The 16503-nt window shown below is 77.4% G+C and carries 17 protein-coding genes and 1 riboswitch; of the genes, 13 read left to right on the top strand and 4 right to left on the bottom strand.

All coding sequences use genetic code 11. The features are described 5' to 3' along the window. The 4 genes from BD833_RS22525 to BD833_RS22510 form a co-directional block, all read left to right on the top strand. A partial coding sequence (locus BD833_RS22525; RefSeq protein ID WP_166535403.1) for an HNH endonuclease signature motif containing protein occupies positions 1 to 468 on the top strand: 468 nt, incomplete at its 5' end. 50 nt (positions 469 to 518) lie between these two features. Beyond that, entirely contained in the window at positions 519 to 1145 is a 627-nt protein-coding gene (locus tag BD833_RS22520) for a precorrin-8X methylmutase (RefSeq protein WP_166535402.1), read from the top strand. A gap of 2 nt (positions 1146 to 1147) precedes the next feature. Continuing rightward, on the top strand, positions 1148 to 2653 hold the full coding sequence (locus tag BD833_RS22515) for a precorrin-2 C(20)-methyltransferase (RefSeq protein ID WP_166535401.1): 1506 nt from the start codon (positions 1148 to 1150) through the stop codon (positions 2651 to 2653). Between the two features lie 35 nt (positions 2654 to 2688). Further along, positions 2689 to 3933, top strand: a complete 1245-nt coding sequence (locus BD833_RS22510) for an MFS transporter (protein ID WP_243737899.1) — start codon at positions 2689 to 2691, stop codon at positions 3931 to 3933. A gap of 4 nt (positions 3934 to 3937) precedes the next feature. On the opposite strand, the gene BD833_RS22505 is transcribed toward BD833_RS22510, so the two are convergent. Together BD833_RS22505 and BD833_RS22500 are read right to left on the bottom strand one after the other, a co-directional pair. Continuing rightward, positions 3938 to 4555, bottom strand: a complete 618-nt coding sequence (locus BD833_RS22505; RefSeq protein WP_166535399.1) for a flavodoxin family protein — start codon at positions 4553 to 4555, stop codon at positions 3938 to 3940. Positions 4556 to 4598: 43 nt separating this feature from the next. Continuing rightward, positions 4599 to 5336 (bottom strand): cobalt-precorrin-6A reductase, encoded by a 738-nt coding sequence (locus BD833_RS22500; protein ID WP_166535398.1) that lies wholly within the window; start codon positions 5334 to 5336, stop codon positions 4599 to 4601. A 26-nt stretch (positions 5337 to 5362) separates the two neighbouring features. Between BD833_RS22500 and BD833_RS22495 the strand changes: the two genes are divergently transcribed. After that, entirely contained in the window at positions 5363 to 6454 is a 1092-nt protein-coding gene (locus tag BD833_RS22495) for a cobalt-precorrin-5B (C(1))-methyltransferase (protein ID WP_166535397.1), read from the top strand. Here BD833_RS22495 and cobM read toward each other — a convergent pair. Then, positions 6451 to 7188, bottom strand: a complete 738-nt coding sequence (gene cobM / locus BD833_RS22490) for a precorrin-4 C(11)-methyltransferase (RefSeq protein WP_243737898.1) — start codon at positions 7186 to 7188, stop codon at positions 6451 to 6453. The genes BD833_RS22495 and cobM overlap by 4 nt on opposite strands. Before the next feature lie 127 nt (positions 7189 to 7315). Then, positions 7316 to 8545, bottom strand: a complete 1230-nt coding sequence (cbiE, locus tag BD833_RS22485) for a precorrin-6y C5,15-methyltransferase (decarboxylating) subunit CbiE (protein ID WP_166535395.1) — start codon at positions 8543 to 8545, stop codon at positions 7316 to 7318. 87 nt (positions 8546 to 8632) lie between these two features. Beyond that, positions 8633 to 8705: riboswitch (cobalamin riboswitch) on the top strand. Positions 8706 to 8781: 76 nt separating this feature from the next. Between cbiE and BD833_RS22480 the strand changes: the two genes are divergently transcribed. The 8 genes from BD833_RS22480 to BD833_RS22445 all read left to right on the top strand — a co-directional run. Next, positions 8782 to 10866, top strand: coding sequence for a putative cobaltochelatase (locus BD833_RS22480; RefSeq protein WP_166535394.1), 2085 nt, complete (start codon positions 8782 to 8784; stop codon positions 10864 to 10866). A 2-nt stretch (positions 10867 to 10868) separates the two neighbouring features. Then, the gene (cobO, locus tag BD833_RS22475) at positions 10869 to 11483 is read left to right on the top strand and encodes a cob(I)yrinic acid a,c-diamide adenosyltransferase (RefSeq protein ID WP_166535393.1); all 615 of its coding nucleotides are present in this window, start codon (positions 10869 to 10871) and stop codon (positions 11481 to 11483) included. Next, positions 11480 to 12880, top strand: coding sequence for a cobyrinic acid a,c-diamide synthase CobB (locus BD833_RS22470; protein WP_243737897.1), 1401 nt, complete (start codon positions 11480 to 11482; stop codon positions 12878 to 12880). The genes cobO and BD833_RS22470 overlap by 4 nt, the downstream gene beginning before the upstream one ends. Continuing rightward, a complete protein-coding gene (locus tag BD833_RS22465) occupies positions 12867 to 13562 on the top strand; it encodes an energy-coupling factor ABC transporter permease (RefSeq protein ID WP_166535391.1) in 696 nt (231 codons plus the stop codon). Before BD833_RS22470 ends, BD833_RS22465 begins: the two co-directional genes overlap by 14 nt. Next, positions 13559 to 13867 carry an energy-coupling factor ABC transporter substrate-binding protein gene (locus BD833_RS22460; protein ID WP_166535390.1) on the top strand — a complete coding sequence of 103 codons (309 nt, stop codon included), beginning with the start codon at positions 13559 to 13561 and terminating at the stop codon, positions 13865 to 13867. Before BD833_RS22465 ends, BD833_RS22460 begins: the two co-directional genes overlap by 4 nt. Next, entirely contained in the window at positions 13864 to 14601 is a 738-nt protein-coding gene (gene cbiQ / locus BD833_RS22455; RefSeq protein WP_166535389.1) for a cobalt ECF transporter T component CbiQ, read from the top strand. The genes BD833_RS22460 and cbiQ overlap by 4 nt, the downstream gene beginning before the upstream one ends. Then, entirely contained in the window at positions 14598 to 15830 is a 1233-nt protein-coding gene (locus tag BD833_RS22450) for a cobalamin biosynthesis protein (protein WP_243737896.1), read from the top strand. Before cbiQ ends, BD833_RS22450 begins: the two co-directional genes overlap by 4 nt. After that, a partial coding sequence (locus BD833_RS22445) for an SAM-dependent methyltransferase (protein WP_243737895.1) occupies positions 15827 to 16503 on the top strand: 677 nt, incomplete at its 3' end. The genes BD833_RS22450 and BD833_RS22445, both read left to right, overlap by 4 nt.

Raw genomic sequence — 16503 nt, 5'->3', positions numbered from 1 at the left:
GATCTCGAGGACCTGGTCGACCCGTCCACGGGTCCCGGCGCGGCCCGGCTGGGCTTCGGGGCGACGATCTCCGCCGCCCGCGCCCGCTGGCTGGCGTGTGACGGCAACGTCACCCGCATCGTGATCGGCCCCGACGGTCAGCCGCTGGACCTGGGCCGCACCCACCGGGTCTTCCCCGCCCGCCTCCGGCGGGCCGTGGACGCCCGCGACGGCGGCTGCATCTTCGCGGGCTGTGACGCCCCGACCCACTGGTGCGACGTCCACCACGTCCTGCACTGGGCAGACGGCGGCGAGACCTCCCTGACCAACGCAGGCCTGCTCTGCGAACGCCACCACACCAAGGTCCACCACGGCTTCCGGATCGAGCGAGACACCGCCGGCCGATGGCACACCTACCGGCCCGACGGCACCGAGATCCTCGTCCTGGCCCGCATCACCACCGAGCCCGCCCGGTCCCGCGCCGGCTGACCGGGCCGCTCGGCCGGCCCCCCGCACCCGCGCCGTAGCCTCTGCGCCCGATGGAGCTCTACGAGTACGAGAAGGACGGCGCCGAGATCTACCGGCGGTCGTTCGCGACCATCCGCGCCGAGGCCCGGCTCACCGGCCTGCCCGCCGACGTGGCCCAGGTCGCGGTGCGGATGATCCACGCCTGCGGCCAGGTCGACCTCGTCGACGACATCGCCTCCTCCCCCGGCGTCGTCGCCCGGGCCCGGGAGGCGCTGCGTGCCGGCGCCCCGGTGCTGTGCGACGCGGAGATGGTGGCCAGCGGCGTCACCCGCCGCCGGCTGCCGGCCGGCAACGACGTCGTCTGCACGCTCAACGACCCGCGCACCCCCGGCCTCGCCGCCGACCTCGGGACCACCCGCACCGCCGCGGCGCTGGAGCTGTGGCGCGACCGTCTGGACGGCGCGGTCGTGGCGATCGGCAACGCCCCCACCGCGCTGTTCCACCTGCTGGAGATGGTGGCCGCCGGAGCGCCCCGGCCCGCCGCCGTCATCGGCATCCCGGTCGGCTTCATCGGCGCCGTCGAGTCCAAGGACGCGCTGGCCGCCTCGGACCTGGAGTTCCTCGTCGTCCGCGGGCGGCGGGGCGGCAGCGCCATCACCGCGGCGGCGGTCAACGCGATCGCGAGCACCGAGGAGTGAGCGTGCAGCACGGCAGCGGCCGCCTCTACGGCGTCGGACTCGGCCCGGGCGACCCGGAGCTGGTCACGGTCAAGGCCGCCCGGCTCATCGGCGCGGCCGACGTCGTCGCCTTCCACGCCGCCCGGCACGGACGGTCCGTCGCTCGCGCGGTCGCCGAGCCCTACCTGCGCGACGGCCAGATCGAGGAGCTCCTCGTCTACCCCGTCACCACTGAGACGACCGACCACCCCGGGGGCTACCAGGGGGCCATCGACGAGTTCTACGAGGCGGCGGCCGCCCGGCTGGCCACGCACCTGGACGCCGGCCGCGACGTCGTCGTCCTGGCCGAGGGCGACCCGCTCTTCTACGGCTCCTACATGCACATGCACAAGCGGCTGGCGCACCGCTACCCCACCGAGGTCGTGCCCGGCGTCACCAGCGTGACCGCGGCCGCCGCCGCCGTGGGCCGCCCGCTCGTCGAGCGCGACGAGGTGCTCACCGTGCTGCCCGGCACGCTGCCCGCCGCCGAGCTGGCCGAGCGGCTGGCCCGCACCGACTCCGCCGCGGTCATGAAGCTCGGCCGCACCTTCCCCCAGGTGCGCGAGGCGTTCGACCGCGCCGGCGTCCTCGACCGCGCGCTCTACGTCGAGCGGGCCTCCAGCGACCGCCAGCGCTGCCTGCCGCTGGCCGACGTCGACCCGGCGAGCGTCCCCTACTTCTCCCTCGCCCTGCTGCCCAGCCCGCTGACCCCGGAGACACCCGCTGCACCCGCGCCCGCTCCGGCACCGGCGCACCGCGGCGAGGTGGTCGTCGTGGGCCTGGGCCCCGGCGCACGGGCCTGGACCACGCCCGAGGCCGCCGAGGCGCTCGCCGCCGCCGACGACCTGATCGGCTACGGCCCCTACCTCGACCGGGTCGCGGTCAACCCCCGCCAGGCCCGCCACCCGAGCGACAACCGGGTGGAGGCCGACCGCGCCGCGCACGCCCTGGAGCTGGCCCGGTCCGGCCGGCGGGTGGCCGTCGTGTCCAGCGGCGACCCGGGCGTCTTCGCCATGGCCGCGGCGGTGCTCGAGGTGGCCGACCGGCCCGAGTTCACGGGCGTCCCGGTGCGGGTCGTCCCCGGCCTCACCGCGGCGCAGGCCGTCGCCGCGCGGGTCGGCGCGCCGCTGGGGCACGACTTCTGCGTCCTGTCGCTGTCCGACGTCCTCAAGCCCTGGGACGTCATCGTCGACCGGCTGCGGCACGCCGCCGCCGCCGACCTGGTCATCGCGCTCTACAACCCCCGCTCGAAGCACCGGCCGCACCAGCTCGGCGAGGCGCTCGGGGTGCTGCTGGAGCTGCGCCCGCCGGAGACGGTGGTCGTCGTCGGCCGGGACGTCGGCGGCCCGGAGGAACGGCTCACCGTCACGAGCCTCGGGGAGCTGGACCCGGGGACGGTGGACATGCGCTGCCTGGTGCTCATCGGCTCGTCGCAGACCCGGACGAGCGCCTCCGGGGCGGTCTGGACCTCGCGCCGCTACCCGGGCTGAGCCGCCGGCCGGGAATGCCGGGGAGATCGTTGGTCTTGCCCACCATCGTGGCGCTCCCGACGATGACCCGGACCGCGGCCTTCTGGACCACCGCCGGCCTGCTCCTGCTGGTCCTCGCCGCCTCCGGTGTCCCGACGCCGCTGTACCGCGTCTACCAGGAGCAGTTCGGCTTCGGCGCGGGCACGCTGACCACCGTCTTCGGCATCTACGCCCTCGCCCTGCTGGCCGCCCTGCTGGTCGTGGGCGGCCTCTCCGACCACGTGGGCCGGCGGCCCGTGCTGATCGGCGGGCTGCTCCTGCAGGCGGTCTCGATGACGGTCTTCCTCGCCGCCGACGGCGTCGGCTGGCTCCTGGCCGCCCGGGTGCTGCAGGGGCTGTCCATGGGTGCGCTGACCGGCACGCTGGGCGCGCTGCTGCTCGACACGCAGCGCGCGGGTCGTCCCCTCGGCGCGCTGGTGAACAGCGCGGCACCGGGCTTCGGTCTCTCCCTCGGCGCGGTCGGCGCCGGCCTGGTCGTCGAGTACGTGGCCGAGCCGACCCCGTGGGTGTTCGCCGTCCTCACCGTGGTCCTGCTGCTCGCCGCCGGCGCCGCCGTCCTGCTCCCGGAGACCTCCCCGCGGGCCCCCGGCGCGCTGCGCTCGCTGCGCCCGGCGGTGCGGGTGCCGCGGTCGCAGCGGTCGGCGTTCCTGACCGCGCTGCCGGCCATCGTGGCCGCCTGGGCGCTGGGCGGGCTCTACCTCTCCCTCGGCCCGTCCCTGGTCGCCACCGTCTTCGGCATCGAGGACCACCTGGTCGGCAGCCTGCTGGTGCTGGCCATGCAGGGGATGGCGGCGATCGGCGCGGTGCTCGGCCGCGACCTCGTCCCCGTGCGGGCCATGGTCACCGGCGCGTCGGTCTTCGCCGCCGGGGTGACCGGCACGATCGCCGCGCTGCTCACCGGCTCGGTCGCGGTGCTCTTCGGCTCCGCCGTCGTCTCCGGTCTCGGCTTCGGCCTGGCGTTCCTCGGAGCGGTGGCGACGGCCAGCGCCGGAGTCGCCCCGGGCGAGCGGGCCGGGCTGCTGTCCAGCGTCTTCGTCGCCGGCTACCTCAGCTTCAGCGTCCCGGCGGTCATCGCCGGCGTGGCCGCGGGAACAGTCGGGCTGGAGACGGTCGCCGAGGTGTACGCCGCCGTCCTGGTCGTGCTGGCGCTCGGCGCGGTGGCCGGGGTCCGGCTGCGCCGCCGGGCCGCCCGGCGGCCGGAGCCGGCCCCCGAGGCGGCCCGGAGCTCGCTGGCGGCCTGAGCGGTCAGCTGCCCGGGTACGGCGCAGCCTTGAGCGCCCGCGCCAGGTGCGCGGCGTTCTCCGCCAGCGTCGAGGTGGTGGAGGCGACGGCCTCCGGCGTCTCGTCGAGGTCCATGTAGTCGGTGCCGCCCATCGCCTGGTCGTTCCAGTAGGTCGACCCCTGGGACGGGATGGTGAAGCCGATGTCGTTCAGGCCCTGGAAGAGGTCGGCGACGATCTTGTGCGCGCCGTCCTCGTTGCCGACGACGGACACCACGGCCACCTTGCCGGCCAGCAGCGGCCGGCCGGAGTCGTCGGTCTCCGACAGCTCGCCGTCCAGCCGCTCGAGCACCCGCTGGGCGATGCTGCTCATGTGCCCGACCCACGTCGGGGTGGACACGACGAGGATGTCGGCGGCCATCATCTTCTCCCGGATGGCGGGCCACTCGTCGCCCTCACCCATGTCCACCTCCACGCCGGGCTTCACGTCGTGGTCGGCGACCCGCACGACCTCCCCGGTGACGCCGTGGGTGCCGAGCTGCTCGAGCACCTGACGGGCGATCAGGTCGCTGCTGGACGGCGAGGACGACGGCTTGAGGCTGCAGGCGAGGGCGAGGGCGCGCAGAGGCGTGGCTTCGGTCATGCCCTCCACCTGCCCCTTCGCCCGGGCCTGACACACATGACGATCAGATTGCACACGACCGGATCCGTGCCAGCACCGCCTCGACGGTCGGCACCACCGGGATGCCGGGCGGCAGCGGCGGACGGCGCACCAGGACGACCGGCAGCCCGAGCTCCCGCGCCGCGGTGAGCTTGGCGGCGGTCATCGACCCGCCGCTGTCCTTGGTGACGACCACCTCGACCGCATGCCGCCGCAGCAGCGCCCGCTCGTCCGCGACGGTGAACGGACCCCGGGCCAGCAGCACGGTGGCCCGCCGCGGCAGCGGGGGCGCCGGCGGGTCGACCGAGCGCACCAGGCAGTGGCCGGGGACGTCGGCGAACGCCGCCAGCCCCTGCCGGCCGGTGGTGACGAACACCGAGCCGAAGCCGACGACCGCGGCCGCGGCCTCGGCCAGCGAGTCCACCCGGCGCCAGTCGTCCCCCGGTCGCGCCGTCCAGCCCGGGCGCTGGAGCCGCAGCAGGGGGACGCCGGTCACCGTCGAGGCCTCGGCCGCCGCCGCCGTCATCCCGGCCGCGAACGGATGCGTCGCGTCGACCACCGCCGCGGTCGGCGCCGCCCGCAGCCACGCCACCAGCCCGGCGACCCCGCCGAACCCGCCGATCCGCACCTGCCCCGGCGGCAACACCGGTTCGGCCACCCGCCCGGCCAGCGAGCTGACCACGTCGACCCCCGCGTCGGTCAGCGCCGCCGCGAGCCGCCGCGCCTCCCCGGTGCCGCCGAGGACCAGCACCCGGCTGGTCATGCCGCGCCGCCGTGCATGCTGATCGGGTGACGACGGCGGAACGGGCGGAGGGCACCGGCCTGCGCTCGGGCTGGACCACCGGCGCCTGCGCGACCGCGGCGACCACCGCCGCGTACACCGCGCTGCTCACCGGCGAGTTCCCCGACCCGGTGACCATCGACCTGCCCAAGGACCGGCACCCCTCCTTCGCGCTGGCCACCGAGCACCTCGGCGACGGCGCGGCGAGCGCGGGCGTCGTCAAGGACGCCGGGGACGACCCGGACGTGACGCACGGCGCGCTCGTCCGCGCCCGCGTCACCCACGGGGAGCCGGGCAGCGGGGTGACCTTCCGGGCCGGCGAGGGCGTCGGCACGGTCACCAAGCCGGGGCTCCCGCTCGACGTGGGCGAGCCGGCGATCAACCCGGTGCCTCGCCGGTTCATCCGGGAGCACGTGGCCGCGGTGGCCGCCCGGCACGGCGGGAGCGGCGATGTCGTCGTCGAGATCTCGGTCGAGAACGGCGCCGAGCTGGCCCGGCGCACCTGGAACCCGCGGCTGGGCATCCTCGGCGGGCTGTCGATCCTCGGGACCACCGGTGTGGTGGTGCCGTACTCGTGCACGGCGTGGATCGACTCGATCCGCCGCGGCATCGACGTGGCCCGCGCCGCGGGGTACGAGCACGTCGCCGGCTGCACCGGCTCGACCAGCGAGCAGACCGTGCAGCGGCTGCACGGCCTGCCCGAGGACGCGCTGCTGGACATGGGCGACTTCGCCGGCGCGGTGCTCAAGTACCTGCGCCGGCACCCCGTGCCGCGGCTGACCGTGGCCGGGGGCATCGGCAAGCTGGCCAAGCTCGCCGACGGCCACCTGGACCTGCACTCGGGCCGCTCGCAGGTCTCCCTGGAGTCGCTCGCCGCGCGGGTGCGGGCGGCGGGCGGGGCGGCAGACCTGGTCGCCGGCGTGCGCGCGGCCAACACCGCCCTGGACGCGCTGCGGCAGTGCCAGGCGGCCGGGCTGCCGCTCGGCGACCTGGTCGCCGCCGGGGCGCGGGAGACCGCCCTGGAGGTGCTGCGCGGCGCGCCGGTGGCGGTCGACGTGGTGGTCATCGACCGCGCCGGCACCGTCGTCGGCCAGGCCTAGGCGCGGCATCTCGCCGTCGAGTAGAGGTGGCTGTCCGGGAACTCCCCGGCGGTGAGCACCGGCCCCACGACGACCACCGCCGTCCGGCGCACCCCGGCCGCCTCGACCTGCCCGGCGATGTCGGCCAGCGTGCCCCGGAGGATGAGCTCGTCGTCCCGGCTGGCCCGCGCCACGACGGCCACCGGGCCGTCGGCGCCGTAGTGCGCGGCCAGCTCGGGGGCCAGCTCAGCGATCCGCTGCACGGCCAGGTGCAGCACCAGCGTGGCCCCGGTCGCGGCGTAGGCGGCCAGCTCCTCCCCCGGCGGCATCGGGGTGGAGCGCGCCGACGTCCGGGTGAGGACGACGGTCTGCCCCACCCCGGGCACGGTCAGCTCGCGCTTGAGCGCCGCCGCCGCCGCGGCGAACGCCGGCACGCCGGGAACGACGTCGTACGGGACGCCGGCCGCGTCGAGGCGGCGCATCTGCTCGGCCATGGCGCTGTAGACCGACGGGTCGCCGGAGTGCAGCCGGGCCACGTCGAGGCCGGCCTCGTGCGCCGCGACCAGCTCCGCGGTGATCCGGTCGAGGTCGAGCTCCGCGGTGTCGACCAGCCGGGCCCCCGGGGGCGCGGTGTCCAGCAGCTCGCGGGGCACCAGCGCGCCTGCGTAGAGGCAGACCGGCGCGGCGGCGATGATCCGCGCCGCCCGCAGGGTGATCAGGTCGGCGGCGCCGGGCCCGGCTCCGATGAAGTGCACTACCACGCTGTCGCCCTCCGGGCTCCGATCGCGGCCAGGAGGCGTTCCCCCGGTTCGCGGAGCCGCTCGCCGGGTTCCTGGCGGGAGGCCTCCGGCCCCCGCACCAGGTCCCCGGATGACCTCGCCGTCATTTCCGCACCACCCAGATCGTCACCGGCATCGCAGCCTTCCAGCCGGTGAAGCCACCCACCGGGGCGGCAGTGGCGACGCCGAGCCGCACCAGCTCGCCGCCGTGCGCGGCGAACCGCCGGGCGAGCACCGCCTCGCTCTCCAGCGTCACCGCGTTGACGACCAGCCGCCCGCCCGGCGGCAGCGCCGCCCAGCAGGCGTCGAGCACGCCCGGGACCGTCGCCCCGCCGCCGACGAACACCGCGTCGGGGGCCGCCAGCCCGGCCAGGGCCTCGGGCGCGCGACCGTGCACCACCTGCAGCCCGGGCACCCCGAGCCGGCTGCTGTTCCGCGCGATCCGCCCGGCGCGTCCCAGGTCCGACTCGACGGCGACCGCGCGGCAGGACGGGTGCGTGCGCATCCACTCGATGCCGATCGAGCCGGCGCCGGCGCCGACGTCCCAGAGCAGCTGCCCGGGCAGCGGGGCCAGCCGGGCGAGGGTCACCGCGCGCACGTCCCGCTTGGTCAGCTGCCCGTCGTGCTCGAAGGCGTCGTCGGGCAGTCCGGGCACGGCCGGCAGCGGCACGGTGCCGGGGTCGGCGACGACCTCGACGGCGGTGATCACCAGGGGGTCGGTCTCCGGGAGCGGCCAGTCCGCGGCGGTGCCGGTGGACGCGCGCTCGCCCGGACCGCCCAGCTGGGCCAGCGCGGTCAGCCGGCTGGCGCCGAGGCCGAGGCCGGCCAGCAGGCCGGCGACCTGCGCGGGGGTGCGGCCGTCGGAGCCCAGCACGAGCAGCCGGCGCCCCGGGGTCGCGTGCGGCACGACCAGCTGCACCGGCCGCCCCACGACGGTGACCACGCCCGTGTCCTCCACCGCCCAGCCGAGCCGGGCGCAGGCCAGCGACACCGAGGAGGGCACCGGCAGCACCTGCACCCGGTCGCTGCCCAGCAGCCGGACCAGGGTCGTGCCGATCCCCGAGAGCATCGGGTCGCCGCTGGCGAGGACCACCGTGGCGCGGCCCGCCTGCCGCTCGACGATGCCGGGGAGCGCCTCGCTCAGCGGCGAGGGCCACCGCAGCCGCTCCGCGGTCACCGACTCCGGGACCAGCGCCAGCTGACGGGCGCTGCCGAGCAGCACCTCCGCCTGCTCAACCGCCGTCCGGGCGGTCTCCGGCAGCCCGGCCCAGCCGTCCGCGCCGATGCCGACGACCAGGATCGGGCGGTCGGCGGGAACCTCGGAGGCGGGCACGGGCGCCGATCCTAGGGAGACCCGGCCCCCTCGTGACGCGGTCGGGGTGCCCGTGGTCTGATGACGCCGCCACACGCGACGGCAGCGGAGGAAGCCCGGTGAGATTCCGGCGCGGTCCCGCCACTGTGAGCCGGCCCCCGGGCCGGTGAGTCAGGAACTCCCGCCGTCGCGCTCCTGCCACCTCCGGGCGTGGACACCCGGGGAGAGGACGCGTGTTCCGTGCGCCGAATTCGCGCATGACCTATCCCTTCAGCGCCGTCGTCGGCATGGACGACCTGCGGCTGGCCCTGCTGCTCAACGCCGTCTCCCCCGCCGTCGGCGGCGTGCTGGTGCGCGGCGAGAAGGGCACCGCGAAGTCGACCAGCGTGCGCGCGCTCGCCGCAGTCCTGCCGCCGGTGACCGTGGTCGCCGGCTGCCGGTTCGGCTGCGATCCCGCCTCGCCCGATCCCGGCTGCCTCGACGGGCCGCACGAGCCCGGCGCCGCCGCCCGCACCCGGCCCGCGGCCCTCGTCGAGCTGCCCGTCGGGGCGTCGGAGGACCGGCTGGTCGGCTCGCTCGACCTGGAGCGGGCCCTCACCGAGGGCGTCAAGGCCTTCGAGCCGGGGCTGCTCGCGGCCGCCCACCGCGGCGTGCTCTACGTCGACGAGGTGAACCTGCTGCACGACCACCTGGTCGACCTGCTGCTCGACGCCGCGGCGCTGGGCACCGCCTACGTCGAGCGGGAGGGCATCTCGGTGCGGCACGCCGCCCGCTTCCTGCTGGTCGGCACGATGAACCCCGAGGAGGGCGAGCTGCGCCCGCAGCTGCTCGACCGCTTCGGCCTCACCGTCGAGGTCGCCGCGCCGCGGGACCCGGCCGTCCGGGCCGAGGTGGTCCGCCGCCGGTTCGCCGCCGACGCCGACCCGGCCGGCTTCGCCGCCGGCTGGGCCGGCGAGGAGACCGCGCTGGCCGGGCGGATCGCGGCCGCCCGCGACCGGCTGCCCGGTGTCGTCCTCTCCGACGCCGCGCTGCGCCAGGTGACCGCGGTCTGCGCCGCCTTCGACGTCGACGGCCTCCGCGCCGACCTGGTCACCGCCCGCGCCGCGATCGCGCACGCCGCCTGGTGCGGCCGCGACGAGGTGACCGAGGACGACGTCCGGGTCGCCGCCCGGCTGGCCCTCCCCCACCGCCGGCGCCGGAACCCCTTCGACGCCCCCGGCCTCGACGACGAGACCCTCGACCGGGCGCTCGAGGACAGCCGCCCGGACGACGACCCGCCGCCCCCGGACGGCGACGGCCCCGACGACGGCGGCCCCCACGACGGCGGCCCGGACGACGGCGGCCCCGACGACGGCGGCCCGGACCCAGGCATGGGAGGCGATACCGGCGGATCGGACGCCGAAACGCAGGTAAAGCCTCCTATGCCCGGGGGCGACGAAGCCGCGGGCGAGCCGACCACGGCGCCGCGCGGCGAGGGCGGCGGCCGCGCCGAGGCGGCGCCGGCGCCCGACCGGGCCGCCGTCGCTCCCGACGCGCCGTTCCGGACCCGCCGGCTCGAGGTCCCCGGCATCGGCGCCGGGGCGGCCGGCCGCCGGTCGCGGGCCCGCTCCGAGCGCGGCCGCGTCGTCGGCGCCACCCGGCCGGCCGGCCCGGTCACCCGGCTGCACCTGCCGGCCACCGTGCTCGCCGCCGCGCCGCACCAGCGGGCCCGCGGGCGCACCGGCCCCGGACTGCGGCTGGTCCGCGACGACCTCCGCCAGGCCGCCCTGGAGGGCCGGGAGGGCAACCTCGTCCTGTTCGTCGTCGACGCCAGCGGATCGATGGGCTCGCGGGCGCGGATGGCCGCGGTGAAGGGCGCGGTCCTGTCGCTGCTGCTCGACGCCTACCAGCGCCGCGACAAGGTCGGCCTGGTCACCTTCCGCGGCACCGACGCCGACCTCGCCCTGCCGCCGACGTGGTCGGTGGAGGCCGCCGCGGCCCGGCTCACCGACCTGCCCACCGGCGGGCGCACCCCGCTGGCCGCCGGTCTGCTGCGCGCGCACGAGGTGCTCCGGATCGAGCGGGTGCGGGATCCCCGGCGGCGCCCGCTGCTGGTCGTCGTCACCGACGGGCGCGCCACCGGCGCCCGCGGCGGCGACCACCTGGGCCAGGCACGCCGCGCGGCCGGGCTGCTGGCCGCCTCGGAGGTGGCCGCCGTCGTCGTCGACTGCGAGGCCGGGCCGGTGCGGCTCGGGCTGGCGGCCGCGCTGGGCGTCTCCCTCGGCGCCCAGACGCTCCGCCTGGACGAGCTGGGCGCCGACGCCCTGGCCGGCACCGTCCGCGCCGCCCGATCGGCGGCCTGACCGTGCCGCAGGGGCAGCTCGCCGTCACGCCCCAGGACGGGCTCACCACCCGGCAGCGCCGCAACCGCCCGCTGCTCGCCGTGCACACCGGTGAGATGAAGGGCAAGTCCACCGCGGCCTTCGGCATGGCGATGCGGGCGTGGAACCAGGGCTGGCCGATCGCGGTCTACCAGTTCGTCAAGAGCGCGAAGTGGAAGGTCGGCGAGGAGAACGCGCTGACCGCGCTGGGGCGCCTGCACGAGCAGACCGGCGAGGGCGGCCCGGTCGTCTGGCACAAGATGGGCTCGGGCTGGTCGTGGTCGCGCCGCCAGGGCACCGAGGTCGACCACGCCGCCGACGCCGCCGAGGGCTGGGCGCAGATCAAGCGCGACCTGGCCGCCGAGGCGCACCGCTTCTACGTGCTCGACGAGTTCACCTACCCGCTGAAGTGGGGCTGGGTCGACGTCGAGGACGTCGTCGCGACGCTGAGGGACCGGCCGGGCAGCCAGCACGTCGTCGTCACCGGGCGCGACGCCCCACCGGCGCTGATCGAGGCCGCCGACCTGGTCGTGGAGATGACCAAGGTCAAGCACCCGATGGACGCCGGCCAGAAGGGCCAGCGGGGGATCGAGTGGTGAGGACCGTTCCGCGGATCGTCGTCGCCGCGCCCAGCAGCAACGCGGGCAAGACGTCGATCGCCACCGGGCTGATCGCCGCCCTGACCGCCCGCGGGCTCACCGTCTCGCCGCACAAGGTCGGCCCCGACTACATCGACCCGGGCTACCACGGCCTGGCCGCCGGCCGGCCCGGCCGCAACCTCGACCCCTGGCTGGTCGGCGAGGAGCGGATCGTCCCGCTGTTCCTGCGCGGCGCGCGGCACCCGCGGCCGGCCGACGTCGCCGTGGTCGAGGGGGTCATGGGCCTGTTCGACGGGGCCGCGCACCCCTCGGTCGAGCCGGGCTTCGCCTCGACCGCGCACGTGGCCCGGCTGCTGCGCGCACCGGTGGTGCTGGTCGTCGACGCGGCCTCCCAGGCGCACAGCGTCGCCGCGCTGGTGCACGGGTTCGCCACCTTCGACCCGTCGGTGCGGCTCGGCGGGGTGGTGCTCAACCGGGTCGGGACCGACCGGCACGAGGCGATCCTGCGGGACGCCCTCGGTGCGGCGGGCGTCCCGGTGCTCGGCGCCGTCCGGCGGGACGACCGGCTGCACACGCCCTCGCGCCACCTCGGGCTGGTGCCCGCCGCCGAGCGGTCGGCCGAGGCCGTCGCGACGGTGCGCCGGCTGGGCTCCGTCGTCGGGGACGGCGTCGACCTGGACGCCGTCCTGGCGCTGGCGCGCACCGCTCCCCCGCTGGACGCCACCGACTGGGACCCGGCCGCCGAGGTGCCCCCGGTCCCCGGCCGGCCGCGGATCGCGGTGGCCGGCGGGCCGGCGTTCACCTTCGGCTACGCCGAGAACACCGAGCTGCTCGAGGCCGCGGGCGCCGAGGTGGTCACCGTCGACCCGCTGCGCGACGAGGCGCTGCCCGAGGGCACCGCCGGGCTCGTCGTCGGCGGCGGATTCCCGGAGGTGCACGCCGCCGACCTGTCGGCCAACACCGCGCTGCGGGCCGACGTCGCCGCCCTGGCCGGGTCCGGCGCACCGGTCGCCGCCGAGTGCGCCGGGCTGCTCTACCTGGCCCGCGAGCTCGACGGGGTCCCGATGTGCGGAGTCCTGGACGTGGCGACGGCGATGGGCGCCCGGCTGACCCTCGGCTACCGGGCGGCGGTCGCGGCCGGCGACTCGGTGCTGGCCGCGGCCGGCACCCGGGTGCGCGGCCACGAGTTCCACCGCACCACCGCCGACCCCGGGGCGGGGCCGGCCCCGGCCTGGCACTGGGCGCCCCACGCGGCCGAGGGCTTCGTCCGGGGCGGCGTGCACGCCTCCTACCTGCACCTCAACTGGGCCGGCAGCCCCCAGCTCGCCCGGCGCTTCGTCACCGCGTGCGCCCGCACGCACGACCTCCGATCGGAGTCGCGTCATGCACATCGCTGAGGGGTTCCTCCCGGCCGGCCACGCGCTCGGCTGGACGATCGCCGCCGCGCCGTTCGTCGCGCACGGTGCCCGCGCCGTGGTGAAGGAGGTGCGCGAGAACCCGGAGTCGACGCTGCTGCTCGGCGCGGCCGGCGCATTCACCTTCGTGCTCAGCGCCATCAAGCTGCCGAGCGTCACCGGCAGCTCCAGCCATCCGACCGGCACCGGCCCCGGCGCGATCCTGTTCCGGCCACCGGTGATGGCCCTGCTCGGCACGGTGGTGCTGCTGTTCCAGGCGCTGCTGCTGGCCCACGGCGGGCTGACCACGCTCGGGGCCAACGCGTTCGCCTTCGCCGTCGTCGGGCCGTGGGCCGGCTACGGCGCGTACCGGCTGACCCGCGCGGCCGGCGCCGGGTTGCTGCCGGCGGTCTTCGCCGGGGTGGCGCTGGCCGACCTCGCCACCTACGTCACCACCTCGCTGCAGCTGGCCCTGGCCTTCCCCGACCCGGCCGGCGGACTGGCCGGGGCGCTGGCCAAGTTCCTCGGCGTCTTCGCGGTCACCCAGATCCCGCTGGCCATCGGCGAGGGGCTGCTCGGCGTGCTGCTGTTCCGCGTGCTCACCGTCAACGCCCGCCCCGAGCTGGAGCGGCTCGGCGTCCTGCGGCCGGCACCCGTCGCCGCGACCCCCGGAGGTGTCGCGTGAGCCGTCGCGCGCTCGTCAACGTCCTGATCGTCGTCGCGGTCGTCGCGCTGTTCGCCGTCCCCCTGCTGGTCGACGGCGGCACCTCCGAGTACGGCGGCACCGACGCCGCGGTCACCGAGGAGCTCGAGGCCGACGGCTACACGCCGTGGTTCGACTCGCTGTTCAGCCCGGCCGGCGAGGTCGAGTCGGGGCTGTTCGCCCTGCAGGCGGCGCTCGGCGCCGGCGTGCTCGGCTACGTGCTGGGCCGGCTGCGCGGCCGGCGGACGGCGACCCCGACCGCACCGGCGGAGGCCGATCCGCGGTGAGGAGCCTGGCGGTCGACGAGGCGGCGTGGGGCAGCGCCTGGCGCGGGCGCTCGCCCGGCGACAAGCTGCTGCTCTGCGCCGGCCTGGTCGGCTGCGCGCTGGTGCTGCCTGCCTGGCCGGGCAGCGTCCTCGTCGGGATGGCCGCGGTCGGGCTGGCGCTCGGCCCGGCCCGGGTGCCGGCCCGCACTTTCGGCCGGGCGATCCGCTGGCCGATGGCGTTCATCGCGATCGGCGCGCTCACCGCCGTGGTCAGCGTCGGGGACGGCGGCCTCGGCTGGGCGCCGGACGCGGCGCAGCGAGCCGGCTCCCTGGTGGGTCACGCCCTGGCCGGCAGCGCCGCGGTGCTGCTGCTCGCCACCACCACCCCGATGTCGGACCTGCTCCCCGCGCTGCGCCGGCTGCGGGTGCCCGAGGCGGTGGTCGAGGTGGCCGGCGTGACCTACCGGCTCCTGTTCGTGCTGCTCGACAGCCTGCACACCATCCGCGAGGCGCAGACCGCGCGGATGGGCTGGTCCTCCCCGCGCCGCTCCTATCACTCGGCCGGGCTGCTGGCGGCCGGGGTGCTCACCCGATCCTGGGACCGCGCCCGCAGATTGCAGGAGGGCCTGGCCGGCCGGGGCATGGAGACCGGCCTGCGGGTGCTGCCCGAGGTGCTGCCGTCGTCCCGGGCCTTCCTGGCCACCGCGGTCACCGGGCTGGCCGGGATCGTCGCCGTGAGCGTGGTGGTCGCGTGAGCCACCGGGCCCTGGGCGCCGCCGGCCTGGTCGTCGGCTACGACCGCGGCCGCCCGGTGCTCGACGGCGCGCGGCTGAGCGTGCCCCCCGGCCGGCGGCTGGCGGTGCTCGGCGCCAACGGCTCGGGCAAGACGACGCTGCTGCGCTGCCTCTCCGGCGCGCTGCGCCCGGCCGCCGGCACGGTCACCGTCGACGGCCGGCCGCTGGAGCACAGCCGCGCCGGCCTGCGGGCGCACCGGCAGGTGGTCCAGCTGGTGCTGCAGGACCCCGACGACCAGCTGTTCAGCGCCTCGGTCGCGCAGGACGTGTCGTTCGGCCCGCTGAACCTGGGGCTGGACGAGGCCGCCGTCCGGGAGCGGGTGGCCGAGGCGCTGGCGCTGCTGGCCGTCGAGCACCTGGCCGCCCGGCCGACGCACCAGCTCTCCTACGGCGAGCGGAAGCGGGTCGCGATCGCCGGCGCCGTGGCGATGCGCCCGTGCGTACTGCTGCTGGACGAGCCGACGGCCGGGCTGGACCCGTCGGCGGTGGCCGGCACCCTGGCCGCGCTGACGCGGCTCCAGGAGCACGACTCCACCGTGGTGATGAGCACCCACGACGTCGACCTGGCGCTGCGCTGGGCCGACTCGGTCGCCGTGGTGGTCGACCGCGCCGTGGTGCAGGGCTCGCCCGCCGTCGTGCTGGGCGACGGCGCCCTGCTCGCCCGGGCCCGGCTCGCCCGCCCGTGGGCGCTGGAGGTGGGCGCCCGGCTGCGCGACCTGGGGCTGCTGCCGCCCGGCCCGCTCCCCCGGGACGCCGCCGGGCTGCTCGCCGCCCTGCCCGACAGCGGCCCGACGACGGTGGGGATCGGCCTGGCCTCCGGGGTCAGCGCCGCCGAGGTGCTGGCGGCCGTCGACGCCGTGCTGCCCGATCCGGCCGGCCCGGTGCGGCTGGCCACGCTCGACACCCGCACCGGCGAGCCGGGCCTGCGGGACGCCGCGGCCCGGCGCGGCTGGCCGGTCACCGGCCACCCCGCCGAGGTGCTGGCCGGCGTTCCGGTGCCGTCGCCGTCGGCGGCGGTCGCCGCCCGTGTGGGAACGCCGTCGGTGGCCGAGGCGGCGGCCCTGCTGGGCGGCGGCGAGCTGGTGGCGGGGAAGAGCGCGCACGGCCGGGTGACCGTCGCCGTCGCCCGCGGCCCGGCGGCCGGCACGGCGGCACCGCACCCCGCACCGACGACCGGGGAGCACCCGTGACCGCCGACGTGCTGCACCCCGTCGGGCTGCGGCTGACCGGCCGGCCGGTGGTCGTCGTCGGCGGCGGCCCCGCGGCCCACCGCGGCGTCCTCGGGCTGCTCGGGGCGGGCGCGGCCGTGGCGGTCGTCGGCACCGAGGTGACCCCCGCGCTCGAGGCGCTGGCCGGCGCGGGGCGCGTCACCTGGCACCGGCGCCCCTACCGGTCCGGCGACCTGGACGGCGCCTGGTTCGCGCTCACCGCGGCCGGCGACCCGGTGGTGGACGCGGCCGTGGTGGCCGACGCCGAGCGCCGCCGGATCTTCTGCACCCGCGCCGACGACCCGGCATCGGGCAGCGCCACCTCTCCCGGCCCGGCGACGGCCCCGGCCGTTCCCGACGGAGCGGGCGGCCGCGTCGTGCTCGTCGGCGGCGGGCCGGGCGACCCGGGGCTGATCACCGTCCGCGGCCGGCAGGCGCTCGCCGGGGCCGACGTCGTGCTGGTCGACCACCTCGCCCCCCAGTCGCTGCTCCCGACGCTCGCCCCGGGCGCGGAGGTGGTCGACGCCTCGAAGCTGCCCCGCGGCCGGTTCATGGCCCAAGAGCGGATCAACGCGCTGCTGGTCGAGCACGCCCGCGCCGGCAAGCGGGTCGTGCGCCTCAAGGGCGGCGACCCGTTCGTCTTCGGCCGCGGCTA

The organism is Blastococcus xanthinilyticus, from assembly GCF_008124835.1.
Classification (GTDB): domain Bacteria; phylum Actinomycetota; class Actinomycetes; order Mycobacteriales; family Geodermatophilaceae; genus Blastococcus; species Blastococcus xanthinilyticus.
This window is presented reverse-complemented; position numbering and strand designations above follow the sequence as displayed.

What these genes read in the sequence shown, in the direction of transcription:
- BD833_RS22520 (WP_166535402.1), top strand. Translation starts at nt 519, where the DNA reads ATGGAGCTCTACGAGTACGAGAAGGACGGCGCCGAGATCTACCGGCGG.
- BD833_RS22505 (WP_166535399.1), bottom strand. Translation starts at nt 4,555, where the DNA reads ATGACCGAAGCCACGCCTCTGCGCGCCCTCGCCCTCGCCTGCAGCCTC.
- BD833_RS22500 (WP_166535398.1), bottom strand. Translation starts at nt 5,336, where the DNA reads ATGACCAGCCGGGTGCTGGTCCTCGGCGGCACCGGGGAGGCGCGGCGG.
- BD833_RS22465 (WP_166535391.1), top strand. Translation starts at nt 12,867, where the DNA reads ATGCACATCGCTGAGGGGTTCCTCCCGGCCGGCCACGCGCTCGGCTGG.
- BD833_RS22480 (WP_166535394.1), top strand. Translation starts at nt 8,782, where the DNA reads ATGACCTATCCCTTCAGCGCCGTCGTCGGCATGGACGACCTGCGGCTG.